Here is a 20579-nt window from a genome sequence, read left to right on the forward strand (position 1 = left end):
GTTCGTGTCCGGACCTTGCTGCCATGCCCGCCCGCCGGTGCCAAGGCGGGCGATCCCGACCTATTCGCGGAACGCGCGGGTGAAGTAATCCGTCAGCGGCTTGGTCAGGTAGGCGAGCGGCGTGCGGTCGTCGGTCCGCAGGAACGCCTCGACCGGCATGCCGGGCAGCATGTTCTGGCCCTCGAGCCGGTCCACCTCACCCTCGTTGAGCAGGATCTCGGCCTGGTAGTAGGTCTGGCCGGTCGCCTCGTCGGTGAACGCGTCGGGCGAGACGCGCGCGATCTCCCCGAAGAGTTCGGGCGTCGTGCGCGCGTCGAAGGTCGGCAGGCGAAGCGTCGCCGGCTGTCCGGGATAGACCGTGTCGATATGGATCGGATCGACGCGCGTCTGGATCACCAGCGGCTGGTCCTGCGGAACGATGTAGAGCACGGGTTCGGCGGCGCGGATGACCGCGCGGTTGGCGAAGACCTGCATGTCGTAGACGACGCCCGCGACGGGCGCGGTCACGTCGAGGCGGCCCATCCGGCCGGTGATGGCACGGTACTGCTCGGCCAGTTCCAGCTCCCGGAAGCGCAGGTCGCGAAGTTCGGAAATGGCTTCCTCCCGCGCACGGTTGCGCAGGTTCAGGATCTGCAGGTCGATCTCGGTCGCCCGGCCCTCGAGTTCGGCCACGGTGGCGGTGAATTCGCCGACCTGGCCCAAAAGCCCCGCCTCGTCGCGCTGAAGGGCGAGCACGCGCGGGGCCTGCGCCAGACCACGGTCGAGCAGGCTCTGCTGTGCGCCCATCTCCTCGCGGATGAAGGTCAGCTGCTGGTCGAGCGCGTCGGACTGCGCGCCGATTCCGTCGACCTGAGAGGCGATCTGGTCCTTGCGCCGTTCGAGCTGGTCGACCTCCCGGGCGCGGGATTCGCGCCGGGCGTCGAACAGGTTGCGCTGCCCCTCGAGCATGTCGGTCACGTCCGCCGAATCGGAGCGCATCAGCTCCTCCGGGAACGTGATCTCGTCGGCATCGTCGCGCTCGGCGGCCAGGCGGGCGGAGCGGGCGGCAATCTCCTGCAGCTGGCCGCGGAGGATCTCGGCCTCCGAGCGCAGGTCCGTCGGATCGAAGCGGATCAGCGTCTCGCCCGCCTCCACCTCGTCGCCCTCGCGCACGAGGATCTCGGTCACGACGCCGCCGTCGGGGTGCTGCACGACCTGCCGGTTGCTCTCCACCGCCACACGGCCGGAGGAGATGATCGCGCCGGAAATGTTGGCGAGCACGGCCCAGGAGCCGAAACCGCCGACGAGGAGCGCGAGGCCGACCAGCCCGATCAGGATCGGTTTGCGCGCCGACCAGCCGCGGCCTTGGGCGGGCGACGCGGCGGGCCCGGCCGTCTTGGCGGGAACCTTGGCGGTGCGGGCCTTGCCGGGAAGGGAGGAGTTGGTCTGCTTGTTCATGTCACGCCTCCGGGTGCGGGGTCACGCGTGATTTCGGAATGGTTGCGGACCATCTTCTTGAGAACCTCCTCGCGGGGACCGAAGGCGACGCGGGCGCCGCCCTCGAGCATCAGCAGGGTGTCGCATTCCTGGATCGCCGCCGGCCGGTGCGCGATGATGATGACCGAGCGGCCCTCCTCCTTCATCGTGCGGATCGCCTGATTGAGCGCCTGCGTGCCGAGATTGTCGAGGTTCGAATTGGGTTCGTCGAGGACGAGGATCACCGGGCCGCCGAACATCGCGCGGGCGAGGCCGATCCGCTGAATCTGTCCGCCGGACAGTCGCCCGCCCACGGCGGACACCCGGGTGTCGTAGCCCTGCGGCTGCTCGAGGATCATCTCGTGGGCGGCGGCCTTCTTCGCGGCATCGACGATCTTGGCGGGATCCGCGTCTTCCTGCAGGCGGGCGATGTTCTCGGCGATGGTGCCGTCGAACAGCGTCACCGTTTGCGGCAGGTAGCCGATGTAGGAACCGAGCACGTCCGGATCGTACTGGTCGAGCGTCGCGCTGTCGAGGCGCAGGCGGCCGCCGGCGGGCATCCAGGCCCCCGTCACCGCCTTGGCGAGCGAGGTCTTGCCGGCGCCCGACGGGCCGATCACGCCCATCGCGTGGCCGGGCTTCAGCACGAAGGACACCGCGCGGAGCGAGGCCTGCTGCGCGCCCGGCGGCACGATGGTGACGTTCTCGGCCACCAGAAGCGCCTGAGGCCGCGGCAGCGGCGTCCGCTCCGCGTCCGGGGGGACCTGGTCCAGAAGGTTCACGACGGCGGTGCGGCCGCGCGTCGCAGCGACCACGAGCTGCCACTGGCCGATCACCATCTCGATCGGCGCGAGCGCGCGGCCGAGAAGGATCGAACCCGCGATCATCGCGCCGGCCGTGAGCTCGTTCTGAAGCACGAGCCAGGCCCCGAGACCCAGCATCGCCGATTGCAGGAACAGCCGCAGCGTCTTGGTCGTGACCGTGTAGAAGCCCGAGCGGTCCGAAAAGGACATCGACTGCGCCAGCGAAACGCTGCGCGCCTTCATCCAGCGCGCGAAGGCCGCGCCGCGCATGCCAAGCGACTGCACGAGCTCCGCCTCGTCGGCGAGCTGCTGCGCCGTCACCTCGGACTGCGCGGCGGCCTGGTTGGCCTGCGCCATCGGTCCGGAGGTCGTCCACTGGTTGAGAAGCGCGATACAGATGAGGATTGTCCCGCCGCCCACGGCGAGAAGGCCGAGGAACGGGTGGAAGATGAAGATCGCGGCGATGAAGAAGGGCGTCCAGGGCACGTCGAAGAGCGCAAGGAAGACGGGCGAGGACAGGAGCCGCTGCACCGCCTCCACGTCGCGCAGGGGGTTGCGCCCGCCCGCGCCGCCGGGCGTGGCGGCCGCGCGGCGAAGATGCGCGGAGAAGACCCGCCCGTCGAGCGCCGACTGGAACCGCGCGCCGACCCGCGCCATCACGCGTCCGCGCGCGTGGTCGAGCACGCCCATCATCAGGAACAGGAAAGTGACGAGCACCGAGAGCGCGATCAGCGTCTCCTCCGAGCGCGAGCCCAGCACGCGATCGTAGACCTGCAGCATGTAGAGCGGGCCGGTCAGCATCAGCATGTTCACGAAAACCGAGAAGACGAAGGCCATCGTGAGAAGGCCGTTCATCCGACTGCGCACCTGCGCCACCTCCTGCTTGCCGGAGGGTCGATTCATGGGGCGGGGAAGTCTCATGTCGCGGAGCTGGCCTCTTGGATGCGTCCGCGTGGCATACAGAACATGAAGATTGCGTCAATCACGACGCGATCACGTCTCAATTCCGGCGGAAAATCCCCCCCAGCACATCCATCAACACGCGCTCGGCGATGTTGGGTTCGTCCTCACGCGGCTGTTGGGGGGCGATCTCGCGCTCGGCGACGCGCGGAGCGGTGCGCGTTTCGCGGGCCGGGTCGATCATCGGCAGCGGCGTGACCGGCAGGCCCTCGTGCACCCGCGCCATGGTCTCGCGCCAGATCTCGGCCGGCAGGCCGCCGCCCGTCACGCCGGTGAGCGGCGTGTTGTCGTCGTAGCCCATCCAGACGCCGGCCACGTAGTCGCCGGTGAAGCCCACGAACCAGGCGTCGCGCGCCGCCTGCGTGGTGCCGGTCTTGCCGGCGGCGGGACGCCCGCCCGGCAATTGCGCGCGCGTGCCGGTGCCGCGCTCGATCACCTGGGACATCATGTAGACGAGCTGCCGCGCGGCGCCGTCGGTGATGACCCGCTCGCCCAGCCCGCCGTCGTGGTCGAGAAGCGCCCGGTCGTCCCCCCGGAGCGCCAGCGACGACAGGCCGTAGGGCGTGACGCTCGTCCCGCCGTTCAGGATACCGGCATAGGCGCCCGTCATCTCCAGAAGCGTGCTTTCCGACACGCCGAGCGCGAGCGCGGGTCCCTCCGCCAGGTCGCTCTCGATGCCGAATTGCTGCGCCACGTTGCGCACAACGTCGCGGCCCACATTCTCCGACAGGCGTACGGTCGCGGCATTAAGCGATTGTGCCAGCGCGTCGGTCAGCGTCACCTCGCCGTAGAACCGGTCGGTGTAGTTGCTGGGCGAGTAGATGCCCGAGCCCGGCACGTCGATGGCGAGTTCCGAGTCGAGGACGAGCGAGTCGAACCGCCAGCCGAGGTCGAGCGCGGCGGCGTAGACGAAGGGCTTGAAGCTCGATCCGGTCTGCCGGACGGCCTGGACCGCGCGGTTGAACTGGCCGCCGCCGCGCGTGTTGCGGCCGCCCACCATCGCGCGCACCGCGCCGTCCGCCGACATCACCACGATCCCCGCTTGCGCCTCCGAACCGGCGCTGACCTTGGTCTCGAACACCTCCCGCAGCGCGCTTTCGGCGGCCTTCTGGATGCGCTGGTCCAGCGTGGTGCGCACGATCACGTCCTCGGTCGTGTCTCCGGTCAGGAAGTCCGGCCCGTCCGACATGACCCAATCGGCGAAGTAGCCGCCGGTATCCTCACGCGCGGCGGGCGACAGCGTCGCGGGGGCGGCCATCGCGGCGGCGTAGTCGGTGTCGCTCAGCATGCCCTGATCGCGCATCAGCGTGAGCACGGTCTTCGCGCGGTCCTGCGCGCGTTCGAGATTGCTCGTGGGCGCGTAGTAGCTCGGCGCGGGCAGGAGGCCCGACAGCATCGCCGCCTCCTGCGGGTTCAGGTTCGCGACCGGCTTGCCGAAGTACCGCTGACTCGCGGCCGCGAAGCCGCGCGCGCCCGCGCCGAGATAGGCGCGGTTCAGATAGATCGACAGGATCTCCGCCTTGGTGAACTTCATCTCCAGCGCGAAGGCATAGGGGATCTCCTTGACCTTCCGCCAGACCGATCCGGCCCGGCAATCCGCCTCGAACGCCGCTTCGGAGATGCCGGTCGAGGGGTCCCAGTCGGTCCCGAGGCAGAGGAGCTTCGCGACCTGCTGCGTGATCGTGGAGCCGCCGGAGCCGGAAAACGGCGAGCGCCCGGCCTGCACGTTGTTGCGCATCGCGCCGAGGATGCCGCGCGGGCTGACGCCCAGATGGCTGTAGAAGCGCTTGTCCTCGGAGGCCACCACCGCGTTCTCGAGATGCGGCGACACGCCGTCGGCCGTGACGAGGCCCCCGAAATTGTCGCCCCGCCAGGCAAAGGTCCGTCCATCCCGGTCCTGCAGCGTGACCGAGCCGCGCGCCCGCCCGTCCGAGAGCGACGCCATGTCGGGCAGGCCCGCGTAGTTGTACAACGTCGCCGCGACGAGGATCACCGCGACCGCCGCCGCGCCGCGCCAGGCCACGGCCCAGAGGATGCGCACGGCCAGGCGGAGCGGCCACAGGAACCAGCCGCCGAGCCCGCGACGGCGCGGCACGGCCCTGCGCAGGGTCTTCGCCCTGGCCTTCGCCCGGGGGGCGGACGCACGCCGCTTGTCGGCCACCAGCCGCGTCTTCGTAGGTCTTGCCATGACTGCCCGTCCCGTCCTGGGATGTTTTGGCCGGCACGATAAGCGCTGCCGGCTCGCTTGTGGACCCCCGCCCGCGGAAAGCGCCGCCTAGGTCCCGTTTCATGTGCCGCTCATTTTACGAGCAATCTCTGCACATCGGGCAGCATACGCGGCAGGAGCGTTTTCCAACCCTGCGGAAAGCCTCGCTGCCGGCGCCCTTCCGGTAGTGTCACAAGGCGAAGCCCGGCATTGGAAGATCAAAGACCGCTACCATGAGGAAAATCCGATGAAACTGATTATTGCTGCGATCAAGCCGTTCAAGCTCGAGGAGGTGCGCGAGGCGCTCACCGCACTCGGCGTGCGCGGCATGATGGTGACGGAGATCAAGGGCTTCGGCAGCCAGTCGGGGCATACCGAGATTTATCGCGGCGCCGAATACGCGGTGAACCTCGTGTCGAAGGTCAAGCTCGAGGTCGTGGTGCCCGCCGCCATGGCCGACCGTGTCGTCGAAACGATCGCCGCAGCCGCCAGGACCGGCAAGATCGGCGACGGCAAGATCTTCGTGCTCGACGTTCAGGAGGCCGTCCGGGTCCGCACCGGCGAACGCAACGACGACGCGATCTAATCGACGAGGGGGCGGAGCGGACGAAATCGCACGACATTCCCGTCCAAGGGGACCGCGCTCGCCGTACGCCGGGTCGCTTGCTTCGCATAGGAGGCGACGGAGGTCGTTGAGGTGACGCTGCGCTTCGACGGGATCGGCCCCTGCATCAGGACGGCGGAGCTGTTCCTCATCGGCGGCCTCTTTGTGTGTATAGCGATGGGATTGGCCATGCTGAAGGCCGGGCTCGTCCGCTGCGGGAACGTGACGAAGCGGCTGACGAAGAACGCCGCGCTCCTCCCGGTTGCGGCGATCATGGTTCGGCTCATGGGCCTTAACCTGATCTATCCGGGCAATGGCTGGATCGCGCGACCGGCTATCTCGGGCCGCTCTTTTCGTTCAGCTCGCGTGAGCCGGTGGGCCATGCCGCGGCGAATACCGATCTGGCGACGTGTCGGTCGCTTCCGACTTCTCCTTCCGGAGTTCGCGCGAAACCGACCTCTTCCCTCAAGGCCGTATCGTTCCGGGGCCGCGAAAGAAAAGGAGGCGGAGTTCCGGCGAACCCCGCCTCCTTCACGTCTCGTCCACGGGCTGCCCTCAGGCGGCGCTCTCGATCCAGTCCTTCAGCGCGGCCTTGGGCGCGGCGCCGATCTTCTGGTCCACGGCCTCGCCGCCCTTGAACAGGAACAGCGCCGGGATGCCGCGGACGCCCATCTGCGCGGGGCTCTGCGGGTTTTCGTCCACGTTGACCTTCACGATCTTCACGCGGCCCTCGTACTCGGTCGAGAGCTCTTCGAGCGCCGGGCCGATCTGCTTGCAGGGACCGCACCATTCGGCCCAGAAATCGACGACGACGGGGATGTCGGACTGCTTGACGACCTCGTCGAAGGTGGCGTCGGTGGCGGCGATGGTGGCCATGGGGAACTCCTGTCGTTTTGCGTCGAACGCGAGCACTCGAAGCTAGGTACCCGGCCCGACCGGGTCAATGGCCGGCGGCAGCGCCGCGATCACCGCCTCCGGCACCTCCATCAGGGCAGGGCCCTTGGTCCAGAGGATGGCGAGCGTGACGGCCCGGCCGGGCCAGATCGTCGCCGCCGCCTCGCCATAGGCCGCGAGCTGGCGCAGCAGACCCTCGGGGATCCGCTCCGGCGTCGCGGGCAGCGTCGCATTGGTCTTGAAATCGACCACCGTGACCCGGTCCGGCGCGACGAGAAGACGGTCCATCGTACCCACGATCGCCGGTCGCGTCGCCGTCGCCGGCAGGGCGAAGGGCACCTCGGCCAGCGTGCCGGGCGCGAAGACGGAGGCGAGCTCCGGGGCATCCAGTACGGCCAGCGCCTCGTCGATCTGCGCCTCCGGGTCGAAACCGGGCGGCAGGTCGGCGTGGGCGGCGAGGATCGCCGGGGCGCGGGCCCGCCGTTCGGCGGCGGGAAGGCCGGGCAGATGCTCCAGCAGCGCATGGACGGCCGTCCCGAGCCGCATTGCGCGTTCCGTGTCGAGGCCGCTTTCCCCGGGCAGGGCCTTCGCCCCGGGCAGCTGCGAGGGGGCGATGCGGCCGATCGCGCGTTCGGGCTTCGGGGCGGCCCGTCCGAGCCAGTCGGGCGTCTCGGCCCGCACGGGCGCGTGGATCGGCAGCGCCTCGGCCGCGGACCAGTCGCCCTGCTCGAGCCGCAGCCCCCGGCCGCAGGCGAAGTCGTGCGCCTCCGCGCCGCGCGCCGTCATGCCCGCCTCGACCGCCCGGAACCAGCTCGCCTCCGGCGTTTCCCCGACCTCGCCCGCCGCCGCGACGATCAGCCAGCTTTCCGCCCGCGTCAGCGCGACGTAGAGCAGGCGGTCGCGCTCCGCGCGGGTGGCGGCCACGGCGCGTTCGTTCGCCTCGTGCATCGCGGGCGACCAGTTCGCCTTGACCGGCATCCAGACCGGCACGCCCCCCGGCAGCCGCTCCACGCCCGAAAGCGTGCGCGCCTTGCGCGTCGCGGTCTCCGGCAGGATGACGACCGGCGCCTCCAGCCCCTTCGCGCCGTGCACCGTCATCACCCGGATCGAGCCCTGGCCGCCCTGACGCTTCAGCTCCACGGCGGCGGCCTCGATCCAGCACAGGAACCCGGTCAGGCTCGGCACCTCCAGCTGCTCGTAGTCCAGCGCCTGCCGCAGAAGCGCGTCGATCGCCTCCGCCCGTTCCGTGCCGAGCCGCGCCAGCAGGCGGCGGCGTCCGTCATGGCGGATCAGGATGCGCTGGAGAAGTTCGTAGGGCCGCTCGTAGCCGGACGCGCCCAGAAGGTCGGATAGCATCGTCTCCGCCTCCCGATCGATCCCCGTCGCGCGGAGCCGCGGCCAGAGACGGCCGCCCTCCCGCCCGTGCGCCAGCGTGAAGAGACCGGCCTCGTCCAGATTGCCCAGCGGCGAGCGCAGCACGGTGGCGAGCGATAGGTCGTCCTCGGGCAGGGCCACCCATTTCAGGAGCGCGATCAGGTCGCGCACGGCCAGATCCTCGGTGACCACGAGCCGGTCGGCCCCCGCGAGGTCGAGGTCGCGCCGTTTGCAGGCCCGGATCAGATGGTGGAACAACGTGTTCCGTCGCTGCACCAGGACGAGGATGTCGCCCGCCTCGACCGGACGCCGCGCGGCGCCGCGCCCGACCGGCACGCGCTCCGCGATCATCGTCGCGATCCCCTCGGCCACCCGCTCGGCCAGCACGACCTCCGCGTCGTTGGGCGCGGGGCGGTCGATGGGCTCGAACCATTCGCGGTCGGCGCGGTCCTCCGTCTGCTTGGGGATCACGGGCCACAGATCGACGCGGCCCGGCATGTCGGGGTGGAAGGCAATGTGCCGGGGCGCCTCGCCCAGACCCCCGCCCTCGGCGAAGACCGCGTCCACGAGGTCGAGGATGACGGGCGATGAGCGGAACGAGAAGAGGAGCGCGTGATCCTTGAACGGCACGCCGCCCGGCGGATGCATGTCCGCGAAGGTGCTGCGGATACGTCCATAGGCGTCGAGATCGGCGCCTTGGAAGGCATAGATCGACTGCTTGCGGTCGCCGACCACGAAGATGGTGCGGTGCGCGTCCGGCCGCGCGCCCTGACCCGCGCCGAACTCGGCGGCAAGTCGGGTGATCACCTCCCATTGATCGGGCGAGGTGTCCTGCGCCTCGTCCACAAGGATATGGTCGATCCCGCCGTCGAGCTTGAAGAGCACCCATTGCGCCATCGAGGAGGTCGAGAGCAGGTGCCGCGCGCGGGCGATCTGGTCGTCGAAGTCCAGCCAGCCGCGCGCCGCCTTTTCCGCCGCGACCCGCGCGATGAAGGCGGGCGCGAAGGCGTGGAGCGCCTCGGTCTGCGTCAGCGCCTCCAGCGCGGCGATGCGTGCCACGCCGTCCGCGATGCGCGCGGCGAGTTCGCAGTAGATCTCGACAAGCTCCCCGTGCTCGCCCTCCTTCACAGCCTTCGGCCACTTGCCGGTGGAGCGGGGGGCGCCCGTGCCCGTCAGGCACGCGCCGCGGAGCAGTTCGAACCGGTCCCGCGATGCGCTGTCGAGGGCGCTGTCGAACACCTCGACGATCCCGGCCAGAGATTTGCCGGGGGCCGTGCGCGCGCCGTCGAGGAAATCGACCATAAGCTCGCGCGTCGAGGGGCCGGCGATCTCGGCCAGGATGTCCTCGGCGCAAAGGTCGGCGATGCCGAGCGCGGGGCGCAGCGCCTCGACCGGCATGGCGGCGAACCGGGACCCGAGCCGGGCGACCGCGGCAAGAAAGGCCGCCGGCTCGGTGTCCGAAAGACGGCGGGCGATTCCGTCGACGAGGGGCTGCGTCTCCGGGTCGGCCGCCATCGCGTCGAACACCTCCGCATGGAGGCGCGCGGCGGCGATCTCGTCCATCTCCGCGAAGTTCGGCGACACGCCCGCCTCGAGCGGGAAGCGCCGCAGGAGCGAGGCGCAGAAGGCATGGATCGTCTGGATTTTCAGCCCGCCCGGCGTCTCGATGGCGCGGGCGAAGAGCGTGCGCGCGTGGCGCAGCCGCTCGGGCGAGATCGTCCCCCGCGCCGCGCCGAGCTTGGTGATCGCCGCGCGGAGCTCGTCGTCGGGCAGCATCGCCCAGCCCGACAGCCGTTTGAACAGGCGGTTCTGCATCTCGCCCGCCGCGGCCTTGGTGTAGGTGAGACAGAGGATGCGCTCGGGCGACGTTCCCTCGAGCAGGAGCCAGGCGACGCGGTCGGTCAGGACCCGCGTCTTGCCGGATCCCGCGTTGGCGGCCAGCCAGACCGAGCCCGACGGGTCGGCGGCGGCGATCTGCGCGGCGCTGGCCGGGTCGGGGCGCACGATACGGGTCACGGCCGGCCCACCGCGATCACCGTCGCGGGCTGCGTGTCGTCCCATTCGCCGTAGCGGGCAAGGTGGTCGTAATCCCCGTCATAGGCCAGCAGATCCGGCGCGAGCCGCGCGATGAAGGGCGTGCCGGACGCGTAGCCCTGCATCAGGCGGACGAGCTGGTCGCGGGTCGCGTCGATGATGTCCGCATCGAGGGCCGCCGGCGCGACCTCGCCGTAGGCGTTGCCGACGCGCAGATAGGCGGCCTCCTCGACCGGCAGATCGGGCACGCCCTCGAAGGCGCCGTCGGCCACCATCATCGCCTCGAGCAGAAGCTGCTTGGCATAGGCGTTCTGCTGCTTAGGGGAAGGCGGCGTGCCGGTCTTGTAGTCGAAGATCGCCACCGCCCCGTCGCGCAGGTCGATCCGGTCAGCCCGTGCCGTCAGGGTGAACCCCGCCCCCTCGAACCGGCGCCGGCCCTTTCCCTCCACGAGGAGGGGCGTGCCGAGCGCGCGACGCATCGTCTCCGCTTCGAGGAAGGCCGGAATGACGCGCTCGAGCTTGCCGAGCCAGATTCGACGCATGGCGGGCCAAGGCGCCGTTTCCTCCAGCGTCGTCTCGAAGGCGCGGCGGAGCATCCCGGCGGCGTCCGGCGGCAGGACGTCGCCCGAGGCTCGGCGGGTGAAGCGTTCCATCGCGTCGTGCACGGCCGAGCCGCGCAGGGCGGCGTCCGGCCCCTGACGCAGCGCGGGCATCGGGCGCAGGCGCAGCATGTCGCGCGCATAGATATGGTAGGGGTCGCGGATCAGCGTCTCGACCGCGGTGACGGAGATACGGTCGAGGCGCACCCCCGCGGGAAGCTTCGGCGCGGGCCGCGGCGCCGGCGCGGTCGGAAGGCCCGACGATTCGTCGAGCAGCGTCGCGACGCGGAGCCAATGCGCGCCACGCGCCCGCATCCCTTCGAGCGCGTCCCGCCCCTCCGCGCCGATCCCGCCGAGCAGGCCCACGATCCGGTTGAGCCAGCGCGAGGGAACGGTCTCCGTTTCCGCCGTGCGCGCGGCGCGGCTGAGCCAGATTTCGGGCGCGGCGGCGGCCTGCTGGAAGTCGTGCGCCGACAGGCCGACCGTCCGCTCCGGCGGGCGCAGGCCGCAGGAGCGGCGCATCGCGCGGTTGAGCCACGGGTCGGGGCCTGGCTGAGCGGGCCACACGTCCTCGTTCAGCCCGCCGAGGATCACGAGACCGGCATGGCGCACCCGTGCCTCGAGCGCCCCCCAGATCATGATCCGGTCGGACGTGCCGTAGGTGTCGCGCACTTCCTCGCCGGACAGCATGGTCTGCAGGATACGGGCGAATTCCTGCGCCGGAACCGGATCGTCGCCCCGTTCGGCGGCCCCGGCCTGCAGCTGCTCGATCACGCGGAGCGCAGCCTGCCCGGCAGGCCCCTCCCAGATCGCGTCGGCCGAACCGCCGGTGCCCCGCGCGGTGCGCTCCACGAGGGACAGGTGGTCTCGCGCATGCTCGGCCAGCGGCGCCATTCGCGGCTGCGCGAGAAGGTCGTCGACGAGGCCGCAAAGCCACTGGCTCCAGGCCCCGTCCGTCTCCGGCGTGCTCGGATCCTCGCACCAGACCTCGATCGCGTCGCGTGTCGGGAAGGGCAGAGGATCGTGGCGCAGCAGCGCGACCTCCAGCAGCCGTGCCTGCCGGAGGTGGCCGGCCCGGTCGCCGCCGGCCTGCGTGAGCGGGTGGTTGAGGAGGATCGCCAGCGCTTCCGCCTCCACCGGCCGTCCGCGCATCCCCGCGAGATGCAGCAGCAACCGCCCCGGCGCGGTCTGGTTGAGCGGCTGGCCCGCGGATTCGTCGGGCAAGATGTCCCAGCGCTCGAGCTGGGCGCGCACCTCCCGTGCGAGCGTCCGATCCGGCGTGATGAGCGCGGCCCGCTTGTTCTGTGCCAGCGCGTCGCGGAGGCCGCAGGCGATGGCGGCGGCCTCTGCCCCCGGGGACGGCGCGGTCAGAAGCGTGATGTCGCGGCAGGCGCCGGCGACATCGGCGAGCTCCGGCCCCTCGGCGAGCCAGGCATCGGTCGCGGGCGCGGGGCGCAGCGCCAGCGAGACGAGCGCGTTGCGCGCGGGCACGGCCGGTTGCGCGTTGTTGTCCCAGCGGCGGATCGCGCCCCGTGGCACGTCCAGCATCTCGAGAAGCGCGGCGTGCCGGTATTGCGGGTGGTCGTGATGCGCCGCGCCGGGCGCGAGGTCCGCCCAGGCGTCGTGCGGCATGTCGGCGTCGAGCCCCGGCAGGACGACGACCCCCCGCGGCAATGCGAGCACCTCCCGGATCAGCCGCCGCGTCGGCGCGCGCGAGGCGGTGGAGCCTGCGACGATGATCGGGTCGGCGGGCGGCGCGGCGGCCCATAGGGCGCAGAGCCGATCGAGGCCGCGAATCTGCGCGCCCACGGGCGTGAGCTCGGCGATGCGCTCGAGCCAGTCCGTCGCGATGCGCAGGAATTCGAGATTGCGCTGCCAATGCTCCGACAGGTCGCCCGTTTCCATGCAGTCGAGCGCATCGGGCAGCATCTCCTCCTCCTGCATCTCCGAGAGCAGGGTCTCGAGGCCGCAGGCGAGGTCGAAGGCGGCGGCGCGCGGCGACAGGTCGGGCCGGACCCGCAGGAGGTTCTCGACCAGTTGCGTCAGCCGCAGGCGGATGGCCAGCTTGGAGACGCTCGCGACCGGCATGTCCCCCGGGGGCAGCAGCGGCGCGAAATCGGTGACGAGGCCGATCCGGGGCAGGAGCGTCGCCCCGTCCTCCATGAGCGCGGCCTCCAGCCGGCGGGCCATGCGCGAGGTGTTGACCAGCACGGTGGCGCGCGCCAGCGCTTCGGGCGGCTCATCCGACAGGCGCGCGCGCAGACCGCGGGCGAGGGCGACGCTGAAATCGACGCCGAGGGGCTCGTAATAGAGGCCGTGCATCAGACCTGCGCCGCCAGCATGGCCTCCGCCGCGGCAATCCCGTCCGGCGTCCCGACATCGGCCCAGCGTCCCCGATGCAGCACGCCGTGCAGGCGCCCCCGGGCGGCCATGTCGAACCAGAGGTCGCGCAGGGAGAAGACCTCGCGCGGCGCGTCGGCCAGTTCATCCGTCTTCATGAGTCCCGCCCCCGTATAGGCGTGCCCGTCCGGGTCGCGCAGGAGAGACCCGTCCGTCCGCATCCGAAAACTGCCCCTCACCGGTCCCACGGCGCGGGACAGGGGCACGAGGAGGAGGAGTCCGTCCATCCGCTCGGGCGCCCAGGCGGCTGCGAGGGTGGCAAAGGCGGTCGGTCCCGTCCAGACGGCATCGGCGTTCATGGTAAATACTGGGCCGGTGCCCAGATACGGCAGCGCGTTTCGGAGCCCGCCGCCGGTGTCGAGGAGCCTCGGCGTCTCGTGCAGGACGGTGACGTCCTGCGAGGCGAGGTGATCGATGAGCTTGTCGGCGTGATGGTGGGCGTTGACGACCACCGGCCGGGCGCCCGCGACCTGTTCGAGCGCATGATCGACGAGCGCACGCCCCGCCACCTCGACCAGACCCTTCGGCCGGTCGTCGGTGAGCGGCCGCATCCGCGTGCCGAGCCCGGCGGCGAAGACCATCGCGCCGATCATTCGGCCCCCGCGTGGTCGCGGCCCTGGAACGTCCCCGCCCGGGCCTCGACATCGGCGAGCCAGCGCGCGTCCGGCTCCGGCAGCACACCGTTCAGGACAGCTCGGACCGGGGCGAGCGCGGGATGGCGCAGCTCCCGCTGCAATGCGGTCCAGGTGGGCGGAATGAAGCGCAGGTAGGACGTGCGCCCCGAATGGAGGCAGAGCCGGGTGAACACGCGTCCGATGATCCGGAGCGAGCGCTGCACCGAGCAAACCGCGACCCGCGTGGCAGTCGTGGCCGCGTCGGCGCCGCTCGCCTCGAGATAAGCGCGTGTCGCCGCCTCGACGGCCCCTGGGGAAACGGCCCGGCGGGGATCGTGGAGGAGGGAGGCGAGGTCGTATTCGGCCGGTCCCCGCATCGCGTCCTGGAAGTCGAGCACGCCGATCCGGGCCGTGCCCGTCCGTCCGGGCAACCAGAGCAGGTTTTCGGCGTGGTAGTCGCGATGCACGAAGACCTGGCGTCCGGTCAGGTGCCGCGCGATCACCTCCGCCATCGCGTCGCGGACGTCCTTTTTCCGGGCTCGTGCCGCGGGCGCGTACCAGTCCACCACGGTCGCGGCGAGGTCGGGCATCTGGTCGGGATAGGAGGGCCGGTCCGGCGGCTCGGGGCGGTGCAACCCGACCAGAAGCCGCGCCGCCTCGGCGTAGAGGTCCGCCTCCGTGTCGGGGTACCGCGCCGCGCGCCGGACGAGCAGGTCGTCGCCCAGATCCTCCAGCAGGAGGAACCCGGCTCCGGCATCCTCGGCCAGGATCGCCGGCGCCGAGGTGCCGTGCCGGGCCAGCCATCGGGCGATCTCCACGAACGGACGTACGTCTTCTCCGGTGCCCGGTGGCGCGTCCATCAGGATCGCCCCCCCGCTGTCCCGACGGAGCCGGACGTAGCGCCGCAGCGAGGCATCGCCGGCGAGCGGCATGCGGGTCGCCTCGCTCCATCCCGCACTTCGCAGGAACGCCGACGTTTCCGTCTCGCGATCCGTCATGTCGTTGCCTCGAATGCGGGCGCGAGCCGCGCGGCCATCGCGGACGGCGCGTCGACCGTGATGCGCCGCATGTCCCCGTCGCCCGCCGTGAAGGTCAGCGTCGCGGCACGGGGCGGACGGTCCCGCCCCAGCCGGTCGGGCCATTCGACGAGGCAGAGCGCCTCGCGGAAGGCCTCGTCTAGCCCGAGCTCGAGCACCTCGGCCGGGTCGGACAAGCGATAAAGATCGGCATGCCAGGTCTGGAACGACCCGGTCTCGTAGGTCTGCACGAGGGTAAAGGTCGGGGAGGGCACGTCTTCCGGCGACAGGCCGGCCCGCGCCCGAAGGGCGCCGATCAAGGCACGGGCAAGAGTCGTTTTGCCCGCGCCGACCGCGCCATCGAGCAGGAGCACGTCGCCCGGCCCCAGGCATGGGGCAAGCCGGGCCGCAAAGGCTTCGGTCGCTTCCGGCGCGGGAAGGGTCAGGGCGAACGGCTCGGTCGGCATCGGCGGACGTTAGCCATGCCGGTCGCGCGCGTGCAAGAGGCGGGTCAGGCCAGCAGAGCGTGGCGTGCCTGCGCAGGGCTTAACGTCGCGGGACCGCTTCCCTCGATGCCGTGAAAGGTCACCGAGAAGCGGCGCTTCTGCATCGGCTTCACGGCCCTCTCGACCTCCCGTCCGTCGCGCAGGTCGAGCACCACCGACCATTCGGCGCGCACGCCGCGCGCACGCGCCTCGCTCCGCAGATCGGCCCATGCCGCGTTCGGCGCCGTGCCGGCGGACCAGAGCCGGATGCAGCGCTCGAGCGTGTCGGGCAGCTCTCCGGATTCGTCGTCCAGCCACAGCGACTTCGCCGCGGCGTTCGCGAGCAGAAGGCTGCCGCCCGTGTCGAAGATGGTCATGGCGGAACTCATATCCTCGAATAGCCCGAGCAGCACGTTCTGCCGGTCGCGATCCGTGCGCGCGGTGGCCAGATCGCTGGTCATGTCCTCGAGCATGAGCGTGATCGCGCCGTCGCCCTGCGACCGGCCCGTCAACCGATAGGCCGCGTTTCCGGGCATCGTCCATGTTTCCGCGAAGGTCACGGATTTTTCCGCTTGCCCGAGCTTCGTTATCGCATCGCGCCAGGCCTTGTAGTCCCGTGGTTCCGGCATCCGGCCCGAATCGCGAAGCGTGTCGAGGAACTCCTCGAGCCTCGGGCGCCGGGACAGCCACGCTCCGTCGAGCCCGGTCATGTCCAGCAGCGCCGGGTTGAACACGGCGAGATGCCCGTTCCGATCGAAGATTGCGATGCCGGTCGGCAGGAAGCCGAGGCTCGTGGTCAGGGTCGAGATGAAGCCGCGCAGCGATTCCTCCGCCTTGATGACGACGTCGAGGGACAACGCATGCATCAGGCGCAGCTTGTTGTCGGCGACCGACGGGGACGTGACCTCGAACCAGTGCTCGTGGCCGGCGCCATCGCGCACCTTGCGGCGCGTCCGGACGGGCCCCAGGCCGTCGTCCTCCGCGAAGAGCGGGTGCAACGGCCAGCCATGCGCTGCGTCGGAGCCGACGAAGCGCTTCACGACCGCGATATAGGCGGCGTTGCACCACACGATCCGGCCTTCGGCATCGACGGCCCAGCTCAGGACGGGGCTCGTCTCGTTGGCGCGCGAGAGCATCGCGATCTCGTCCTCCATCGCCTGCAGGCTGGACAGGTCGATGCGAACGGCGCTCCGCTGCTCGCCGGCGGCCGATACCGTGACACGCAGGTCGAGGCCGTCGCGGCAGCCGAGGATCACCACTTCGTCCGGGCCGAAGGTTCCGGTCAGCTTGAACGGTCGCCCCGTCTCGTCGAGCGTTCGCAGCGCCGCCGACGCGTCCCTGTGGATGTCGCTGAGCGAGTCGCGGAGGTCGTTCCACGCCGTCAGGTTGTCGATCGGGGAGGGCAACAGGAACGAGACGTTGTCCGAGTGTTCCGTCAGGTATCCGTTGCGGAACTGGAAGACACGCGGTTCGGAAAGTATTTCCGCAGTCGGAGCATGCTGTTGCGCGCGGGGGCGGGGGCCGAGGAAGAGGACGGCGATCAAGGCTGCGATGCCGGAGGCGAGTCCGACGAAGAATGGCATGGCGGCCGATAACATCGCGAGCATGGCGACCTCTCTAGGATTCATCGCAGAGTGTCGCAGTATCGTTAAGTTGGCCTTAACGTCGTCATATGGCTCCGTCGTCTCAGGGGGTGATCGGTACGTTTTCGCCGAGCGATCCCGTTCCGGGTGCCGAGATCGCGGCGCGGGGCCAGGCCACCTCGGCGATCGCCCCCCCGCGCGTGCGCGGTCGGTGTCGGCCGGATTGCGATCCGTTGCGGAAATCGATGCTTGCGCCCGTCCGCTCGAGGAGCGTCTTCGCAATGAAAAGGCCGAGTCCCATGCCGTCGTAGCCCTGACGCCGCCGCGTCCGGACGAAGGGGCTGCCGAGTCGGTGGAGCACATCCGCCGGGTAGCCGGGCCCGTCATCGAGGATGCGCACGACGATCTCGCCTTCGGACCATCGCAGGTCGATCCAGACCTCGCTCGTGGCGAAGTCGACGGCATTCTGGATCAGGTTGCGCAGGCCGTGGATGATCTCGGGCGACCGGCGCACGAAGGGATGCCGGGAGATGCCGCCATCGAGCGAGGCGAGGTCGTAGTGGATCGTCGTGCCGCGCCCCTCGTGCGGTTCGGCCGCCTCGCGCAGGACGGCCTCGAGCGGGGCTGCCCGGAGATGCTGGTCCGATTTTCCGGCCCGGCCCATCGACCGCAGGATGTCGCGGCACCGGTCTGCCTGCTCCCCGATCAGCTTCACGTCGTCGAGCAGGTCGGGATTGTCCTGCAATTCCTCAGTGAGTTCCGAGGAGACGAGCTTGATCGTGGCGAGCGGCGTGCCGAGCTCGTGTGCGGTGGCGGCGACGACGCCGCCCAGATCGTGGAGCTTCTGCTCACGTGCCAGCGCCGTCTGCGTCGCGAAGAGCGCGTCGGACATGCGCTGCGTCTCGCGCCGCAGGCGGAAGGCGAAGCTCGACAGGAACAACATGCCGAACAGGATGGCGAGCCAGAATCCGAGCATCTGAAGGTCGGACAGAAGGAGCGTCGTCCCGTCCGCGAGGCGGAGCGGCAGGTGATGCAGGGCGAGCAGGCTGACCAGGCCGGCAGCGAGCGCCGCGTGGAGCAGGGTGGAGCGGAGCGACAGCGCGGTGGCCGAGATCGTCACCGGGGCGAGAATGAGAAGTGCGAACGGATTGTGCAGCCCACCGGTGAGGAACAGGAGCGCGCCGAGCTGGACGAGATCGAAGGCGATGATCCCGAACGCCGCGCGTTCGGTAAGGCGCGCGGTGGCCGGATAGGCGACCATGGTGAGAAGGTTCGCGACCATGCCGGCGCCGATCACCAGCAAGCACAGGCCGAGCTCCAGCGACAGTGCCAGAGCCACCCCGACCACGATCACCGCGACGGCCTGACCGAGCAGCGCCAGCCAGCGAAGGTTCACCAAGGTCACGATCCGCACGCGGGGGCCGGACGTCTCGGGTGGCAGCAGGGTTCGCGTCGTCTGGGTCGGCATTCGGGGGCGTCTCCGCGCATTTGACGGGACAGGGTGGCGACTTATGTTCATCCAGGCAAGCATGACCCGGAGAGCGTGGATGTTGGATAACGAAGTCGAAATCGGATCCGATCCTTCCCTTCTCCTCGTCGACGACGACGAGGCGTTCCTGCGGCGGCTGGAGCGCGCGATGCAGAAGCGCGGGTTCGCCGTCGAAGGCGCGCAATCGGTCGCGGAGGGCATCGCGAAGGCCACGGCGCGACCCCCGGCCTATGCGGTGATCGACCTTCGTTTGCAGGACGGCAATGGCCTCGACGTGGTGGAACGCCTGCGCGAGAAGCGCCCGGATGCGCGGATCGTGGTGCTGACCGGCTACGGTGCGATCGCGACCGCGGTGGCCGCGGTCAAGATCGGGGCGACCGACTACCTGTCGAAGCCCGCCGACGCCAACGACATCACCACGGCGCTGCTGAACCGCGAGGAGCGACTACCGCCGCCGCCGGAGAATCCGATGTCGGCCGACCGGGTCCGCTGGGAGCACATCCAGCGGGTCTTCGAGCTTTGCGACCGCAACGTGTCCGAGACGGCGCGACGGCTCAGCATGCATCGGCGCACGTTGCAGCGGATCCTCGCGAAACGCTCTCCGCGTTGAAGGGAACCTGGGTCCCGCTCGCGCTGTCGCTGACCGCGTGTCAGGCTTCGCTCGCCCCTGATCCGCCCGAGCGCGGGCTCCTGCTCGTTCCCGGACCGAACGGGCTCGACGTCGTCGGATCGGGCGGGCTCGAGATCGGGTTCGGGCGGGACCGGTCCGGCGTGCTCGAAAGCGTCGCGCGTGTCGAGGGGCGGGAGTCGCGGCCGGCGGCCTGCGGTTCGGGACGGGAAGCCTACGCGACGCGGGGGGGTCTGCGCCTCGTATTCGAGGGCGACACCTTCGTGGGCTGGGAAGGCCCGCAAGGCGCGGCCGGACGCGGCTGCGGCTGAGGTCACAGTCGGTAGAACAGGATCGTCTGGTCGGTCGCGGACGTCCTATGGCCCGGCCGTTCCTCGAACCCTCGTGACCTGTAATAGATGAACGCGCCGCCATTCGCGGCCGGAAGCCGCGCTTCGATCCAGCGGAACCCCCGGTTCCGCGCAGCCTCGAGGGTCGCTTGAAAGAGGGACGAGCCGATCGCCAGATCGTTCCGTCCGGTCGGAACGAAGGTGGCGATCTCGCAGGTGTCCGGTCGTGATGCCGCCCGCCCGGCCCACTGGAAGCCTACGATCTCGGTTCCGATTTCGGCCAAGAACCACAGATCCCCCTCCGCGAGCCAGTTGCGCAGGTACGGCGCGACGGACAGGGCGGGGCGGGCGAGGCGTTCCACGATGGCCGCCATCGCGCCCGCATCGAAGGGTCGGGCCGGCCGGGTTTCGATGCGGATCACGCGCGCTCAGACGTCCCGCGCGGACATCAGCTCGCGGTGCCGCGCGAGAAAGGCGGCCCGGACCGTCGCCGGGGGACGGAGGGTCAGGTCGAGGCCGTCGAGAAGGCCGGCCGCGGGCCGACCGAAGAAGCGGTTCGCCTCCGCCGTCGAGAAGCCGGCGATCCGCGTCGCCTCCAGCCAGGCGGAAAGACGGTCCGCGCGTTTGATCTGCCGCTTCAGCGCCTCCGGCGTCTTTGCCCGCAGGCCGAAGCGGAGATTGATCGCCGTCTGGAGGCGTTCGTCCAGTTCCCCGTAGGACGGCCCGACCGCCGCCTTGACCGGCGAGATCATGTCCCCGATCACGTATTCGGGCGCGTCGTGCAGCAGCGCGGCGAGCCGCGCGGCGGGCGGTGCAGCCGGATCGAGACGACCCAGCAGATGCTCGACCAGCAGCGAATGCTCGGCCACGGAATAGGGCCAGTCGCCGTGCGTCTGTCCGTTCCAGCGTGCCACGAAGGCGAGGCCGTGGGCGATATCCTCGATCTCGATGTCCACCGGGGTGGGGTCCAGCAGGTCCAGCCTGCGGCCCGAAAGCATCCGTTGCCATGCGCGCGCCTGCCTCATGCCGGTTGTCCTAGCGGGCCGGCGCGACGATGCAAGCCGCACGGACCCGCGCCGTTGTGCGGGCAGGTGGCGGCTGCTAGA

At 70.4% G+C, this 20579-nt stretch carries 16 protein-coding genes; 3 read left to right on the forward strand and 13 right to left on the reverse strand.

The features are described from left to right. Positions 1-60: 60 nt before the first annotated feature. The 3 genes from Q1B08_RS16535 to Q1B08_RS16545 all read right to left on the reverse strand — a co-directional run bounded on the left by Q1B08_RS16535 (position 61) and on the right by Q1B08_RS16545 (position 5406). Positions 61-1437 (reverse strand): HlyD family type I secretion periplasmic adaptor subunit, encoded by a 1377-nt coding sequence (locus Q1B08_RS16535; RefSeq protein WP_299821365.1) that lies wholly within the window; start codon positions 1435-1437, stop codon positions 61-63. Then, entirely contained in the window at positions 1434-3113 is a 1680-nt protein-coding gene (locus Q1B08_RS16540; RefSeq protein WP_299821404.1) for a type I secretion system permease/ATPase, read from the reverse strand. The genes Q1B08_RS16535 and Q1B08_RS16540 overlap by 4 nt, the downstream gene beginning before the upstream one ends. A gap of 145 nt (positions 3114-3258) precedes the next feature. Then, complete coding sequence (locus Q1B08_RS16545) at positions 3259-5406, reverse strand: PBP1A family penicillin-binding protein (RefSeq protein ID WP_299821367.1); 2148 nt, start codon at positions 5404-5406, stop codon at positions 3259-3261. Between the two features lie 265 nt (positions 5407-5671). On the opposite strand from Q1B08_RS16545, the gene Q1B08_RS16550 reads away from it, so the two are divergent. After that, on the forward strand, positions 5672-6010 hold the full coding sequence (locus Q1B08_RS16550) for a P-II family nitrogen regulator (protein ID WP_299821369.1): 339 nt from the start codon (positions 5672-5674) through the stop codon (positions 6008-6010). A 573-nt stretch (positions 6011-6583) separates the two neighbouring features. Here the strand turns inward: Q1B08_RS16550 and trxA are convergent. From trxA to regB, 8 genes are all read right to left on the reverse strand, one after another. Beyond that, a complete protein-coding gene (gene trxA / locus Q1B08_RS16555; protein ID WP_299821371.1) occupies positions 6584-6904 on the reverse strand; it encodes a thioredoxin in 321 nt (106 codons plus the stop codon). A gap of 42 nt (positions 6905-6946) precedes the next feature. Continuing rightward, positions 6947-10312 carry a double-strand break repair helicase AddA gene (gene addA / locus Q1B08_RS16560; protein ID WP_366140039.1) on the reverse strand — a complete coding sequence of 1122 codons (3366 nt, stop codon included), beginning with the start codon at positions 10310-10312 and terminating at the stop codon, positions 6947-6949. Beyond that, positions 10309-13251, reverse strand: a complete 2943-nt coding sequence (addB, locus tag Q1B08_RS16565) for a double-strand break repair protein AddB (RefSeq protein WP_299821373.1) — start codon at positions 13249-13251, stop codon at positions 10309-10311. The genes addA and addB overlap by 4 nt, the downstream gene beginning before the upstream one ends. Continuing rightward, the gene (locus tag Q1B08_RS16570) at positions 13251-13922 is read right to left on the reverse strand and encodes a nucleotidyltransferase family protein (RefSeq protein WP_299821375.1); all 672 of its coding nucleotides are present in this window, start codon (positions 13920-13922) and stop codon (positions 13251-13253) included. The genes addB and Q1B08_RS16570 overlap by 1 nt, the downstream gene beginning before the upstream one ends. Next, positions 13919-14941 carry a phosphotransferase gene (locus Q1B08_RS16575; protein ID WP_299821377.1) on the reverse strand — a complete coding sequence of 341 codons (1023 nt, stop codon included), beginning with the start codon at positions 14939-14941 and terminating at the stop codon, positions 13919-13921. The genes Q1B08_RS16570 and Q1B08_RS16575 overlap by 4 nt, the downstream gene beginning before the upstream one ends. Beyond that, positions 14938-15426: a tRNA (adenosine(37)-N6)-threonylcarbamoyltransferase complex ATPase subunit type 1 TsaE gene (tsaE, locus tag Q1B08_RS16580; protein ID WP_299821379.1), complete on the reverse strand. Its 489-nt coding sequence runs from the start codon at positions 15424-15426 to the stop codon at positions 14938-14940. Before tsaE ends, Q1B08_RS16575 begins: the two co-directional genes overlap by 4 nt. Before the next feature lie 44 nt (positions 15427-15470). Then, positions 15471-17051: a PAS domain-containing protein gene (locus tag Q1B08_RS16585; protein ID WP_299821381.1), complete on the reverse strand. Its 1581-nt coding sequence runs from the start codon at positions 17049-17051 to the stop codon at positions 15471-15473. 79 nt (positions 17052-17130) lie between these two features. After that, complete coding sequence (gene regB / locus Q1B08_RS16590) at positions 17131-18495, reverse strand: sensor histidine kinase RegB (RefSeq protein WP_299821383.1); 1365 nt, start codon at positions 18493-18495, stop codon at positions 17131-17133. 79 nt (positions 18496-18574) lie between these two features. On the opposite strand from regB, the gene Q1B08_RS16595 reads away from it, so the two are divergent. Both Q1B08_RS16595 and Q1B08_RS16600 read left to right on the forward strand, forming a co-directional pair. Further along, positions 18575-19126 (forward strand): ActR/PrrA/RegA family redox response regulator transcription factor, encoded by a 552-nt coding sequence (locus Q1B08_RS16595; protein ID WP_299821386.1) that lies wholly within the window; start codon positions 18575-18577, stop codon positions 19124-19126. Next, positions 19123-19455, forward strand: coding sequence for a hypothetical protein (locus Q1B08_RS16600; RefSeq protein ID WP_299821387.1), 333 nt, complete (start codon positions 19123-19125; stop codon positions 19453-19455). Before Q1B08_RS16595 ends, Q1B08_RS16600 begins: the two co-directional genes overlap by 4 nt. A 2-nt stretch (positions 19456-19457) precedes the next feature. Here the strand turns inward: Q1B08_RS16600 and Q1B08_RS16605 are convergent, their stop codons facing one another. Together Q1B08_RS16605 and Q1B08_RS16610 are read right to left on the reverse strand one after the other, a co-directional pair. Then, a complete protein-coding gene (locus tag Q1B08_RS16605) occupies positions 19458-19895 on the reverse strand; it encodes a GNAT family N-acetyltransferase (protein ID WP_299821389.1) in 438 nt (145 codons plus the stop codon). A 6-nt stretch (positions 19896-19901) separates the two neighbouring features. Next, entirely contained in the window at positions 19902-20498 is a 597-nt protein-coding gene (locus Q1B08_RS16610) for an HD domain-containing protein (protein WP_299821391.1), read from the reverse strand. Positions 20499-20579 lie beyond the last annotated feature (81 nt).

The organism is uncultured Jannaschia sp. (assembly GCF_947494025.1).
Taxonomy (GTDB): Bacteria; Pseudomonadota; Alphaproteobacteria; order Rhodobacterales; family Rhodobacteraceae; genus Jannaschia.

What these genes read in the sequence shown, in the direction of transcription:
- Q1B08_RS16595 (WP_299821386.1), top strand. Translation starts at nt 18,575, where the DNA reads ATGTTGGATAACGAAGTCGAAATCGGATCCGATCCTTCCCTTCTCCTC.
- Q1B08_RS16545 (WP_299821367.1), bottom strand. Translation starts at nt 5,406, where the DNA reads ATGGCAAGACCTACGAAGACGCGGCTGGTGGCCGACAAGCGGCGTGCG.
- trxA (WP_299821371.1), bottom strand. Translation starts at nt 6,904, where the DNA reads ATGGCCACCATCGCCGCCACCGACGCCACCTTCGACGAGGTCGTCAAG.
- Q1B08_RS16610 (WP_299821391.1), bottom strand. Translation starts at nt 20,498, where the DNA reads ATGAGGCAGGCGCGCGCATGGCAACGGATGCTTTCGGGCCGCAGGCTG.
- Q1B08_RS16540 (WP_299821404.1), bottom strand. Translation starts at nt 3,113, where the DNA reads ATGAACGGCCTTCTCACGATGGCCTTCGTCTTCTCGGTTTTCGTGAAC.
- Q1B08_RS16550 (WP_299821369.1), top strand. Translation starts at nt 5,672, where the DNA reads ATGAAACTGATTATTGCTGCGATCAAGCCGTTCAAGCTCGAGGAGGTG.
- tsaE (WP_299821379.1), bottom strand. Translation starts at nt 15,426, where the DNA reads ATGCCGACCGAGCCGTTCGCCCTGACCCTTCCCGCGCCGGAAGCGACC.
- addB (WP_299821373.1), bottom strand. Translation starts at nt 13,251, where the DNA reads ATGCACGGCCTCTATTACGAGCCCCTCGGCGTCGATTTCAGCGTCGCC.
- Q1B08_RS16575 (WP_299821377.1), bottom strand. Translation starts at nt 14,941, where the DNA reads ATGACGGATCGCGAGACGGAAACGTCGGCGTTCCTGCGAAGTGCGGGA.
- Q1B08_RS16535 (WP_299821365.1), bottom strand. Translation starts at nt 1,437, where the DNA reads ATGAACAAGCAGACCAACTCCTCCCTTCCCGGCAAGGCCCGCACCGCC.
- regB (WP_299821383.1), bottom strand. Translation starts at nt 18,495, where the DNA reads ATGCCGACCCAGACGACGCGAACCCTGCTGCCACCCGAGACGTCCGGC.
- Q1B08_RS16585 (WP_299821381.1), bottom strand. Translation starts at nt 17,051, where the DNA reads ATGCTCGCGATGTTATCGGCCGCCATGCCATTCTTCGTCGGACTCGCC.
- Q1B08_RS16570 (WP_299821375.1), bottom strand. Translation starts at nt 13,922, where the DNA reads ATGATCGGCGCGATGGTCTTCGCCGCCGGGCTCGGCACGCGGATGCGG.